The 12,472-nt window shown below is 70.0% G+C and carries 9 protein-coding genes; 5 read left to right on the top strand and 4 right to left on the bottom strand.

Annotation, left to right across the window (positions count from 1 at the left end; translation table 11 throughout):
* The first annotated feature begins 11 nt into the window (after positions 1 to 11).
* From pstB to phoB, 3 genes are all read left to right on the top strand, one after another.
* The gene (pstB, locus tag AC3IF3_RS02295; RefSeq protein WP_489227086.1) at positions 12 to 842 is read left to right on the top strand and encodes a phosphate ABC transporter ATP-binding protein PstB; all 831 of its coding nucleotides are present in this window, start codon (positions 12 to 14) and stop codon (positions 840 to 842) included.
* A gap of 137 nt (positions 843 to 979) precedes the next feature.
* The gene (phoU, locus tag AC3IF3_RS02290) at positions 980 to 1,690 is read left to right on the top strand and encodes a phosphate signaling complex protein PhoU (RefSeq protein WP_243973575.1); all 711 of its coding nucleotides are present in this window, start codon (positions 980 to 982) and stop codon (positions 1,688 to 1,690) included.
* Positions 1,691 to 1,824: 134 nt separating this feature from the next.
* Positions 1,825 to 2,520 (top strand): phosphate regulon transcriptional regulator PhoB, encoded by a 696-nt coding sequence (gene phoB / locus AC3IF3_RS02285; protein WP_243973576.1) that lies wholly within the window; start codon positions 1,825 to 1,827, stop codon positions 2,518 to 2,520.
* A gap of 77 nt (positions 2,521 to 2,597) precedes the next feature.
* Here phoB and AC3IF3_RS02280 read toward each other — a convergent pair whose 3' ends face one another.
* A complete protein-coding gene (locus AC3IF3_RS02280; RefSeq protein WP_489227084.1) occupies positions 2,598 to 4,748 on the bottom strand; it encodes a protein-disulfide reductase DsbD family protein in 2,151 nt (716 codons plus the stop codon).
* Between the two features lie 529 nt (positions 4,749 to 5,277).
* Complete coding sequence (locus AC3IF3_RS02275; protein ID WP_489227082.1) at positions 5,278 to 7,116, bottom strand: aminopeptidase P family protein; 1,839 nt, start codon at positions 7,114 to 7,116, stop codon at positions 5,278 to 5,280.
* 29 nt (positions 7,117 to 7,145) lie between these two features.
* Here AC3IF3_RS02275 and AC3IF3_RS02270 point away from each other — a divergent pair, with 29 nt between their 5' ends.
* Complete coding sequence (locus tag AC3IF3_RS02270) at positions 7,146 to 7,565, top strand: hypothetical protein (RefSeq protein ID WP_489227080.1); 420 nt, start codon at positions 7,146 to 7,148, stop codon at positions 7,563 to 7,565.
* Between the two features lie 343 nt (positions 7,566 to 7,908).
* On the top strand, positions 7,909 to 8,568 hold the full coding sequence (locus AC3IF3_RS02265) for a response regulator (protein WP_489231215.1): 660 nt from the start codon (positions 7,909 to 7,911) through the stop codon (positions 8,566 to 8,568).
* 71 nt (positions 8,569 to 8,639) lie between these two features.
* Here AC3IF3_RS02265 and AC3IF3_RS02260 read toward each other — a convergent pair whose 3' ends face one another.
* Both AC3IF3_RS02260 and AC3IF3_RS02255 read right to left on the bottom strand, forming a co-directional pair.
* Positions 8,640 to 10,112, bottom strand: a complete 1,473-nt coding sequence (locus AC3IF3_RS02260) for an NAD-dependent succinate-semialdehyde dehydrogenase (protein ID WP_489227079.1) — start codon at positions 10,110 to 10,112, stop codon at positions 8,640 to 8,642.
* The gene (locus AC3IF3_RS02255) at positions 10,105 to 12,117 is read right to left on the bottom strand and encodes an acyl CoA:acetate/3-ketoacid CoA transferase (protein WP_489227078.1); all 2,013 of its coding nucleotides are present in this window, start codon (positions 12,115 to 12,117) and stop codon (positions 10,105 to 10,107) included. The genes AC3IF3_RS02260 and AC3IF3_RS02255 overlap by 8 nt, the downstream gene beginning before the upstream one ends.
* Positions 12,118 to 12,472 lie beyond the last annotated feature (355 nt).

The raw sequence follows: 12,472 nt of genomic DNA, 5'->3' as shown, positions 1-12,472 counted from the left end.
GGATCAACCCGATGAGCACCGCCGCAGCGTCCGTCACCACCGACCGCCAGTTCCAGGCCTCCGCCAAGACCGTGGCCGACACCAATGCCCCCGTACGCATCGCCGTGAAGGGGCTGAACTTCTACTACGGCCATTTTCACGGCCTGAAGAACATCGACCTGAACTTCCACGACCGGCAGGTGACGGCCCTGATCGGCCCCTCGGGCTGCGGGAAGTCGACCCTGCTGCGGACCTTCAACCGGATCTACAGCCTCTATCCGGAGCAGCGCGCCGAGGGACAGATCCTTCTGGACGGCATGAACATCCTGGATCCCAAGATCGATCTCAACGATCTGCGCGCCCGGGTCGGCATGGTCTTCCAGAAGCCGACGCCGTTCCCGATGTCGATCTACGACAACGTCGCCTTCGGCATCCGCCTCTACGAGAAGCTGGGGAAATCGGATCTCGACGACCGGGTCGAGACGTCGCTGCGCAAGGCGGCGCTCTGGGACGAGGTGAAGGACAAGCTCAAGCAGTCCGGCATGGGCCTGTCGGGCGGCCAGCAGCAGCGCCTGTGCATCGCCCGCACCGTGGCCCAGCGCCCGGACGTCATCCTGTTCGACGAGCCGACCTCGGCGCTGGACCCGATCTCGACGGGGCGCATCGAGGAACTGATCGAGCAGCTGCGCGACGAATTCACCATCGCGATCGTCACCCACAACATGCAGCAGGCGGCGCGCATCTCGCAGTTCACCGCGTTCATGTATCTCGGCGAGCTCGTCGAAGTCGGGCCGACCGACAGGCTGTTCATGAACCCGACCGAGCGGCGGACGCAGGATTACATCACCGGCCGTTTCGGCTGATCAGCCTCGGAAACCGCACCCCCGCGGCGCTGCGCGCGAGCATAGCCGCCGCGGCCGGGTAAGATCTGCATCAGACCCGAGGCATCGCACGTCCCCGAGGCATCGCACGTCGCGGCCCCCATCGAAGGATCTCCCCCATGCCCGGCCATATCGTCTCGTCCTACGATACCGACCTGGAGAACCTGCGCCGCTCGATCTCGGAGATGGGCGGCGTGGCCGAGAAGATGACCGCCGAGGCAACCGACGCCCTCGTCCGGCGGGACGACGGGCTCGCCCAGGCGGTGATCCTCGCGGACAAGCGCCTCGACGCCCTCCAGCGGGACATCGAGGAGCGGTCCGTCCTGCTGATCGCCCGGCGCCAGCCGCTCGCGATCGACCTGCGCGAGACCATCTCGGCGATCCGCGTCTCGGGCGATCTCGAGCGGATCGGCGACCTCGCCAAGAACGTGGCGAAGCGTGTGGTTGCGATCTCCGATCAGGCCCCGGCACAGAAGATCGTGCTGGGCGTCCGCCACATGAGCGACCTCGCAGAGGGCCAGCTCAAGGACGTACTGGATGCCTACGCGAGTCGCGACATCGAGGCCGCCCATGACGTGTGGGAGCGCGACGGCGAGATCGATGCGCTGTACAATTCGCTGTTTCGCGAGCTCCTGACCTATATGATGGAGGATCCGCGCAACATTTCGTTCTGCACCCACCTGCTGTTCTGCGCCAAGAACGTCGAACGCATCGGCGACCACACCACCAATATCGCCGAGACCATCCACTATCTCGCCACCGGCGAGACTCTGGCGGGCGACCGGCCCAAGAACGATGCGTCGAACTACGCGACGGTCGAGCACGAATAGGTCCCGGAGCGAACCCACGGCGCCTCACCATCTTCGGGGCGGTCGCCGCGGCGACGGCTGGTTCCAGTTGAGACGGGCTGGGCCTCCAGAACGCGCGGCGGGTTCGCCCTTAGAACAGGTCATCGAACGTGAGCATGCAAGTCCTGATTGTCGAGGACGAGGAGGCACTGACCACGCTGCTGCGCTACAACCTGGAGGCCGAGGGCTTTCTGGTCGATACGGCGGCCCGCGGTGACGATGCGGAACTGCTCCTGGCCGAGCGCATGCCCGATCTGGTCCTGCTCGACTGGATGCTGCCGGGCCTCTCCGGGATCGAGCTCTGCCGCCGCATCCGCGCCCGGCGCGAGACCGAGCGTCTACCGGTGATCATGCTCACCGCCCGGGGGGAGGAGGGGGACCGGGTCCGCGGCCTCGGCACGGGCGCGGACGACTATATCGTCAAGCCGTTCTCGGTCCCGGAGCTGCTCGCCCGGATCCGCGCCCTCCTGCGCCGGGCCAAGCCCGCCCATGTCTCGGATCGGCTGGCCGCCGGGGATCTCGAACTCGACCGCACCGGCCACCGGGTGCGCCGCGCCGGCGAGGAGCTGCATCTCGGCCCCACCGAGTTCCGCCTGCTCGAATTCCTGATGCTCGCCCCGGGGCGGGTCTTCTCCCGGGAACAGCTCCTCGACGGGGTCTGGGGCCACGACGTCTATATCGACGAGCGCACCGTGGACGTGCATGTCGGGCGCCTGCGCAAGGCGCTGAACGGTCCGCGCCAGCCCGATCCGATCCGCACCGTCCGCGGCTCCGGATACGCCTTCGACGAGACCTTCTCGCTCGAGGCTTGAGCGGCGCGGTCTCTCGGATTCAAAATGTCCGGGATCCAGCCCGTTTGGAAACCCTGCATCGACACCGGCCGCGCTGCTCAGCGGGTCAGCGCGGCGCTCTTGTCGGCGGTCGGAACCGAGGCCAGAGCCTGAAGCACCGTCCCCTCGGTGAGGATCTGGGGCAGCACCAGAGGCTCCCCCGCGCCGGCATAGAGCAGGTATAGCGGCACGCCGCTCCGCCCGTGCTTTTCCAGGAGGCGGGTGATCTCGGGATTCTGGTTGGTCCAGTCGCCCTTCAGGTACGTCACGCCCCGCTCGGTCATCGCGGTCCGCACCGCCTTCGTGGAGAGGGAGGTGGTCTCGTTGACCGCGCAGGTGATGCACCAGGCCGCGGTCATGTTGACGAAGACAGGTCTGCCCGCGTTCACCAGCGTGTCCAGGCGCGCCTGGGTAAATGGCTCGGCGCCGCCGGTGAAGGCCTGCGCGCCCGGACCCGCACGGTCCTGCGGGAGGGTGAGCGCGAGGGCCGCGACGGCGAAGAGCGCCAGGGCCGCGCCGACCTGCGCGATCCGGGCGGCCCCGGGCGCAGCGCCGCGCCCGCGCTCCCAGGCCCAGGCGGCGAAGCCCACCAGCACCAAGCCGATCAACGCCGCCAGAAGGCCCCTCGGCTCGACCTGCTGCGCCAGGACCCAGATCAGCCAGGCCACGGTGGCATAGACCGGGAAGGCGAGCCCCTGCTTGAGGGTCTCCATCCAGGCGCCCGGCCGCGGCAGCGCCCGCAGGGCCGGCGGCCAGAGGGTCAGCGCCAGGAATGGCAGGGCCAGGCCGAGCCCGAGGCTCGCGAAGACGGCGAGCGCCACGCCGACGCTCTGGGTCAGGGCGAAGCCCACCGCCGAGCCCATGAACGGCGCCGTGCAGGGCGTCGCCACCAGCGTGGCGAGCACGCCGGTGAAGAACGAGCCGCTCAGGCCGGCGCGCCGGGCCAGCCCGTCGCCGAGACCGGCGAGCCGGCCCCCGATCTGAACCGCCCCGGACAGGTTCAGGCCCATCGCGAACAGCAGATAGGCGAGCCCCGCCACCACGGCGGGCGATTGCAGTTGGAAGCCCCAGCCGATCGCAGCCCCGCCGCCCTTCAGGGCGATCAGCAGGGCGGCGAGCCCCAGGAAGCTCGCCAGCACGCCGGCCGTGTAGGCGAAGCCGTGCAACCGGAGGCGGGCCGGGCTCTCGCCGGCATGCCGGACGAGACCCAGCACCTTGATCGACAGCACCGGGAAGACGCAGGGCATCAGGTTCAGGATCAAGCCGCCGAGGAAGGCGAAGGCGGCGGCGGTCGCGAGGGTCAGCGCATCCCCGTCGGGGACGGACGCCGGCCGCGGGGTCGCCGCGTCGACCGGCGGCCCAACGGCCGGGAGCATGGGCTCGTCGCCATACGCGAAGGCGAGGTGGCGGCTGCCGTCCTCCGTCACTTCGTCCAGGGTCAGCACGCCGGGAAGGGCCTCGGGCGCCGGATCGGTCGGGCTGCTCCGGGCGAGGGTGAGGTGCAGGCCGGTCCCGTCGGCCGACATCACCTGTGCGGCGGCATTGTCGATCGCGGTTTCGGCATAGGGGAAATAGGCGGCGTTCCGGACCGCGTCGGGCCGGAGGCCAGCCGCCGCGAAGTCGAGCCGCAGAGTGTCGCCCTGGCTCGACAGGCGCAGTGGCCAAAGCGCCGGTGCGGGGAGGGCGGCCCGGGCGCGGGCGAACAGGGCCGCGATGTCGGGATCGGGCCGCGGTGCCCCCACCGGCAGGGTCAGGGCGAGGTCCGCCGAGCCCGGCACGCATTCGGTTTCGCAGACGAGGTAGGTCAGCTTGGCCCGGATCTCCACCGGGGTCGCGGGATCGAGGCTCGGCGGCGGCGTCACGGGGACGAGGAGCGTGACCTCGCCCTCGTAGCCGTAATTCATCAGCGTCGCGATCGGGATGCGCTCCGGCGCCGGCCACCGGATCGCCCCGGCGTTGAAGCCGGCCGGCAGGGTCCAGGTGACCTCGGGCGGCAGCCCGGAATCCCCCGGATTGCGCCAGTAGACGTGCCAGCCGGGCTTCACCTGCATGCGCACGGCCAGGGTGAAGGGCTGCGCCCCCGTCACCGCGCCGGGCTCGGCCACGAGGCTCGACCGCACGAGATCCGGCGGCGTGCGCAGGCCCTGCGCCAAAGCGGGCGTGCAGCAGGCGGCGAGCAGCAGGAGTTGGAAGGCGAAGCGGCGGATCATGCTGTCCCTTCGCGCGCCGGGCGGGCGCGGTTTCACGCGCGGTCTCTTCGAGCCTGGGGCGGACTTTTCCGTGACGGACGCCTTATAGCGCGCCGAATCGATGCGTGTCCCGCACCCGGATGATCGACCCATGGGCCGCGACATCGACGGCCTTCAACCGCGGGGCTCAAAGAGCACCAGGTCGAGGAACGCCGTCCGTTGATCGTCCCGCAACCGGCAAAAGTGGTCGACTGCCGAGCGGGCGGAGTCCGAGGGCGGCGCGCGCATCTGTCGGAACGAACGACTGTGCGGGATCGTCATCGGCGGCCTGCCGCCGCTTCTGCAATTCCACGACCGCACGGGCGATCGAACGAAAGGGCGCCCAAATCCTCCAGCCGGCTCGGCGAGATACAGGGCACGTTGAGGCATGTGCCGATACGCTCCGGGACCACGGCCGGAGCGCGCACCGGCTTCGAGACATCTGTCGATCCGTTCTGCGCCGCGCGGCAGCACAAGAGCGGCCATCTTGCGCCCCAAGGCCGTAACGGCGTCAGCCCGGCAGCGGCGCCGTCGCCCGCTCCAGCCATGTGCGCGCGCCGGCATCAAGGACCGGTATCAGGACCTCGCGGACCCGCGCGTGATAGGCGTCGATCCAGATCCGCTCGCCCGGATCGAGCAGGTCCGGATCGATCAACCGCCGGTCGTAGGGCGCGAGCGTCAGCGTCTCGAAGCCGAGCATCGGGCGCTCGCCGCCCGCAACCGCGCGCGGCTCGACCAGGACGAGGTTCTCGATCCGGATGCCGTAGGCGCCGGCGGCGTAGTAGCCAGGCTCGTTCGACAGGATCATCCCAGGCTCCAGCGCCACCGTGCCGGTCTTGGCGATGCGCTGCGGCCCCTCGTGGACCGAGAGGAACGCCCCGACTCCATGGCCCGTGCCGTGGTCGAAATCGAGCCCCGCCTGCCAGAGGGGCGCCCGGGCGAAGGCGTCGATCTGGGCGCCGGTCGTGCCCCTCGGGAAGACCGCCCGGGCGATAGCGACGTGGCCCTTCAGCACCCGGGTGAAGCGATCGCGCATCGCGGCGCTCGGCTCCCCCATCGCGACGGTGCGGGTGATATCGGTGGTGCCGTCCAGGTATTGCGCCCCGGAATCGATCAGGAACAGCTCGCCGGGCCGGACCGCCCGGTCGCTAGCGCGGGTGACCCGGTAGTGGACGATCGCCCCATTCGGTCCGGATCCCGAGATCGTCGGAAACGACACGTCGCGCAGGTCGCCACCGGCGGCGCGGAAATCCTCCAGCGCCTCGACCACGGCGATCTCGGTGAGACCGCCCGCCGCGGCCGCATCGTCGAGCCAGGCGAGGAAGCGCACGACGCTCGCCCCGTCGCGGCCATGGGCATCGCGCGCGCCGGCGATCTCGGCGGCGTTCTTCACCGCCTTCATCCCGGTGATCGGATCCTTGCCGACATCGACGGTGCCGCCGGCCGCCTCGATCTTTTCCTTCAGGGCGACGGCGCCCGTCGCCGCATCGAGCCGGACCCGTACCCCGCTCAAGGATCCGAGCCCGTCCTCCAGCGCGGCCCGGGGCAGGATCTCGGCGACGGGGGCGAGGGCCGCGCGCAGGGCCGGGTCGACCTCCGCCGAGACCAGGAAGAGGCGTGCCAGCCCCTCGCGGGGCAGAATCGCGTAGCCGAGCGCCAGGGGCGTATGGCCGATATCGGCACCCCGCAGGTTGAACGCCCAGGCGAGGTTGTGAGGGTCCGAGATCACCAGGGCGTCGCAGCCGGCCTCGGCCAGGATCGCGCGCACCCGAACCAGCTTCTCCTCGACCGTCTCGCCCGCCAGGGCATCCGGGTGGCGGACGACCGGCCCGGCGGGCGGCTTCGGCCGGCCGGCCCAGACCGCGTCGACCAGATTCGGCACGGCGCGCATCGCGCCCCCCGCTTTGGTGGCGGCCCGGTCCAGGCGCGCGAGCCCGTCCGGCGTATGCAGCCACGGATCATAACCGAGCACGTGGTCGCGCTTGAGGTGAGCGCCGATCCACGCCTCCGGCGTCGACTCGGCCAGGGGCACGACCGTGAGGATGGCGGTATCGATTTGCTCGGGCGCCTGAAGGGTGTAGCGGCCGTCCACCACCAGGGCGGCGGAATCCGTCAGGATCACCGCGGTCCCGGCGGAGCCGGTGAAGCCGGTGAGCCAGGCCAGCCGCTCGGCATCGGCGGGCACGTATTCCGACTGATGCTCGTCGGCGCGCGGCACGACGAAACCGTCGAGGCCGGCCTCGCGCAGGGCCGACCGCAGCGCCTCGATCCGCTCGGCGCCCTTGCGGTGGCCCGGATCGTCGAAGGTCTGGAAGCGCTGGCGCGGTCGGGAAGGAGGCGGCTCGATCATGCGGCGAGGGTAGAGCGCCCGCCGCCAGGGTGGCAACCGGCCTGTTCGGCGCGCGTGCCGGTGACACGGCACGCGCGCGGGGCCGGCGGCGTCGAAGGAGCGATAGCCGCGACGGGTCCCTGTTTTACCGTGAAAAAATCGCGAACAATCTTATCACGCCGCGGGTTTTGGCCTATTTTCGAACCATGGCACGGCGCGTCTATTACTGGATCAGCGACGGACCGGACGGCACTTTCGACGCCGTAGTGACGATCGAACCCGAGACCGTGATCCGGCGCGACAGCTTCGCGTCGCTCGCCGAGGTCGAGGAGTGGATCGACGGTCTGCGCATTCTCATGGCGGCGCTCGGCGCGCCGGTAGCCCAGACAGACGCGGCCGATGCGCCGGCCTCGATCGAGGCCGAACCGGACAGGTTCTGCCGACCGGGGATTCTGCGCACGGCGCGCTAGCGGATCGGATTGTCGATCGAGTCGGTGAAGCGGAATCTTGCTGGTGGAGCGGACGGCGCTGAACGGGTAAGCGGCGACCCACCGGGCACCGCGCTCACGCGCCAGGATCGTGCAGCCCGTGGACGGGCCCTTGGCGAGAAGGCCGGCCCGGCCCGCGTCTGAAGTGCCAAGCCCCGGGATTGGGCCGCTGGCTCGCTCCGGGACGGCCCGCCGAGGCCCGGGGGTGCCAGCGGCTCCCTCAGCATCCGCTTGCGCCCCGGGGCCGCTTCGAGCAATCCTCGACCCTCCCGTCCCGGTTCTCGACGGCACCCGTGAGGTTTTCGAGAGAAGGACCGCGTTGTCCGTGCATCTGCTGATCGTCGACGACCACCCGCTGTTCCGGGACGCCCTGGCGGCCACGATTCGTCTCGCGCATCCGGACGCGGTGCTGGACGAGGCCGACGGCATCGAGGCGGCCTGCGCGGTGCTGGGGGCCAACCGGGGCATCGACCTGACGCTCCTCGACCTGTCGATGCGGGGCACCTCCGGCTTCGACGGGCTGATCTCGATCCGGGCGCGCTTCCCGCGCGTCCCGATCCTGATCGTCTCCGGTCACGAGGACCCGCGGATCATGCGCGAGGCCCTGCAGCACGGGGCGGCCGGCTTCGTCCCGAAGGCCATGGACAAGGCGACGCTCACCCGGGCGATCGACGCTGTGCTGAGCGGGTCGCTGTTCCTGCCGCCGGGCCTCACCGAGGCGGATGCGCCGGAATCCCGGTCCAAGAAGGCGCCGCTGCCTGAGCGCCTTGCCCGCCTCACCCCGCAGCAAGTGCGGGTTCTGATGATGATCCGGCAGGGCAAGCTGAACAAGCAGATCGCCCACGAGCTTCAGGTCGGCGACTCGACCGTGAAGGCCCATGTCTCGGAGATCCTGCGCAAGCTCGAAGTGATCAGCCGGACGCAGATCGTGATCGACACGGCGTCCCTCGACTTCGACCAGATCCACAACGCCCAGCCAGCCTGACGGTCGCCGGATCCGCAGGCGGGCAGTCGCGGGCCGCCGGTGGCGCCCGACAGCCCGCTTCCCGAGCGGCGTCAGCCGCCGAGCCCGCCGACGCAGAGGTACTTGGTGTTCAGGTAATCCTCGATGCCCTGGTAGGAGCCCTCGCGGCCGAGGCCGGATTCCTTCACGCCGCCGAAGGGCGCCACCTCAGTGGTGATGATCCCCTCGTTGATGCCGACCATGCCGTATTCCAGCGCCTCGGCGACCCGGAAGGTCCGGCCGAGGTCGCGGGTGTAGAAGTAGCAGGCGAGCCCGAACTCGGTGTCGTTGGCCAGGCGGATCGCCTCGGCCTCGTCGCGGAAGCGGAACAAAGGCGCCAGGGGCCCGAAAGTCTCCTCGCGGGCCACCGCCATGTCGGGGGTCGCGCCGGTGATCACCGTGGGCTCGAAGAACTGGCCGCCCAGCGCGTGCCGGTGGCCGCCGGCGATCACCCGACCGCCCTTCGCGACGGCGTCGCGGATATGCGCCTCGGTCTTCTCGATCGCCGCCATGTCGATCAGCGGACCCTGGGCCACGCCTTCCTCGGTGCCGTTGCCGACCTTCAGGCGGTTGGCCGCCTCGGCCATCTTCTCCGCGAAGGCGTCGTAGATCCCGTCCTGCACGAGGAAGCGATTGGTGCAGATGCAGGTCTGGCCGGAATTGCGGAACTTGGCGAGCATCGCACCGGCCACCGCCCGGTCGAGATCGGCGTCGTCGAACACGATGAACGGCGCGTTGCCGCCCAGTTCCATCGAGACCTTCTTCACCGTGTGGGAGGCCTGCTCCAGCAGCACCTTGCCGACCTCGGTGGAGCCGGTGAACGTGATTTTCTTGACCAAGGGGTTGCCGGTCATCTCCCCGCCAATCGCGCGGGCGGAGCCGGTGAGGATGCTCACCACCCCGGCCGGGAAACCCGCGCGCTCGCACAGCACGCCCCAGGCCAGCCCCGAGAGCGGCGTCTGCGAGGCGGGTTTGATCACGATCGGGCAGCCGGCCGCCAGCGCCGGGGCGATCTTGCGGGCGATCATCGAGGACGGGAAGTTCCACGGGGTGATCGCCGCGACCACGCCCACCGGTTCCTTGGTGACGAGGATCTTGCGGTCCCCCCAGGGGGAGGGGATCACGTCGCCGTAGACGCGCCGGGCCTCCTCGGCGAACCACAGCACGTAGGCCGCCGACATGGCGACCTCACCGCGGGATTCGGCCAGCGACTTGCCCTGCTCGGCGGTGAGGATCTGTGCGAGATCCTCCTGATGCTCGGTCACGAGCGCGGCGAGCTTGCGCAGCAGCACCGCGCGCTCGTTGGCGGTCATGGCGCGCCACGCCTGATAGGCCGCATGCGCCGCCTCGATCGCCTTGCGGGTCTCCGCGGCGCCGGCATTCGGCACCCGGGCGATCACCGCGCCGGTGGCCGGGTTGGTGACGTCGATGCTGCCGGAGCCGGCCTCCGACCATTGGCCGCCGATCAGGCAGGCTTCGACCAGGAGGGCGCGGTCCTTCAGGGACAGGGTTTCGGTCTCAGGCATTCAACGGTTCCTTCGGCGGCTGCGGCCTGTCGGGCTCGGACATGGCCGTCCGCGTCTTGAGCGGCACGCTCTGGGACGTATTCCTCGCCTGCGCCTCGGCTTTTGTCTCGAACACATGGGGAGCCAGATCGCGGCTCGCCAACGAGGCACCGAGTTTCAATCGCAGGAACGCGCTGGTCGTGTAGCGCGACGCGGTCTCGTAGTACCGCTTTTCCAGATAGGCGATCGCCGAGAAATAGGCGTCGCTCACCGTCGGGTCGATCTCGAACCCGTCGTAATTGGCGATCAGATGGACCTTGCGGCCGATCTCCTGGCAGGCACGCTCGTATTCCCGGCGCACCAGCTCGACATCGTCGATGGTCCGGACCTGAAAACCCTCCAGGTTCGAGAACAGGATGTTGCGCTCCGGATCGTAGCTGATCCGCTCCGCCATGGAGAGGCCGAGCAGCCAGGGTTCCAGCCCCATCACGGCCTCGCGGAACAGGCGGGGATCCATCGGCTTCGGATCGCGCACGATCGGCGTGAAGCCCATCCGGCCCAGGATGTCCCGTTCGATGTCGATTCCCGGGGCGACCTCGGCGAGTTCCATGCCGGCCCGGGTCCGGCGGAACACGCAGCGCTCGGTGACGTAGAGCACCGGTTGGCCGCGCTCGGCCGCGTAGGCCCCCGAGAAGGTCACCTGCTCGACCGCGGCGATGAATTTCTGGGAGCGGCCCTCGGCGAGGATGCGGACGCCGCCGTCCTCCACCGTCACCTTCAGCCCATCGGCCGTGAAGGTGCCGGCGAAGACGAGGCTCTTGGCGTTCTGCGAGATGTTGATGAAGCCGCCTGCGCCCGCGAGCCGCTTGCCGAAGCGGCTGACGTTGACGTTGCCCTCCGCGTCGCACTGGGCGAGCCCGAGGCAGGCGAGGTCGAGGCCGCCGCCGTCGTAGAAGTCGAATTGCTGGTTCTGGTGCAGCACCGCGGCCGGGTTCAGCGCGGCGCCGAAATCGAGCCCGCCCTGCGGCAGGCCGCCGATCACGCCGGGCTCGGCGGTGAGCGTCAGGTATTTGAGCACTCGCTCCTCGGCGGCGACCGCCGCGACCCCCTCGGGCATGCCGATCCCGAGATTGACCACGCCCCCCGGGGGCAATTCGAAGGCGCAGCGGCGGGCGACCACCTTGCGGGCGTCGAGGGCCATGGGCGGGATCCGGTCCAGCGGGACCCGCTGCCGGCCCGTGAAGGCATGGTTGTAGGGCGTGCCGTAGGTCTGGCGGTGGTTCTCGGGTTGGCTGAGCACTACGCAATCGACCAGGATGCCCGGCACCTGGACCTCGCGGGGGGCGAGCGAGCCGGCCTCGGCCAGCCGCTCGACCTGGGCGATGACGAAGCCGCCGGAGTTCTTGGCCGCCATGGCGGCGGCGAGATTGTCGAGGGTCAGCGCCTCCCGCTCCATGGTGATGTTGCCGGCGGGATCGGCCGTGGTGCCGCGGATCAGCGCGACGTTCACCGGGAAGGCCTTGTAGTGGAGCCAGGACTCGCCGCCGAGCTCGACCACGCTGACGAGGTCTTCCTGTGTCACCGCGTTGAGCTTGCCGCCCTCCAACCGCGGATCCACGAAGGTGCGCAGGCCGACCTTGGTGATGTGGCCCGGCGTATGGGCGGCGATCTCCCGGTAGAGGTGCGAGACCACGCCGAGCGGCAGGTTGTAGGCCTCGATCAGGCCCTCGACCGCCATCGCGCCGAGCTTCGGTACCAGGGCCCAATGGCCGCCGACCACGCGCTGCACGAGCCCCGGGATGGCGAGCCGGTTGAGGCCGCGCTCCTTGCCGTCTCCGGGGGCGGCGGCGAACATCAGCCCGATCCCGCGCGGGCCGGCGCCGGACTCGAACCGCCGGGCCAGCGCCAGGATCAGCTCGTCCGGCGTCCCGATGCCGACGAAGCCCGAGACCGCGACCATGTCGCCGTCCTGGAGGATGGCGATGGCCTCGTCGGCACTGACGATCTTGTTCTTCAGGCTGCCCATGGGGTGGTCCTCTGGGCCTGGCGCGCGCGCGTCTCCCTCCCCCCTCTGCGGGGGACTACGATGCCCCCCGATCTGCATCGAGCACTGGCGTTGGCGGCGGAGCGCGGCGCGCGCCCTCTCCCGTGCGGGAGGGGGTTGGGGTGAGGGGCGAGAAACTTCAGGATGGAACACACCAGAGACGTGCGTTCAGGGCGCGTCTCGTCCTGATAGTTCTCGTCCCTCACCCTGTCCCTCTCCCGCACGGGAGAGGGGACCTGCGCTTCATCCTGCCGCCGCAGCGCCGCGCGCACTGTGTGGGTCCCGCATTCTTCTCCGGAGAGAGGGGAGGGCGGGGGCGTCGCGCTTTGCGAGGACC

The sequence above is a fragment of the Methylobacterium sp. J-118 genome (assembly GCF_057836565.1).
This window is presented reverse-complemented; position numbering and strand designations above follow the sequence as displayed.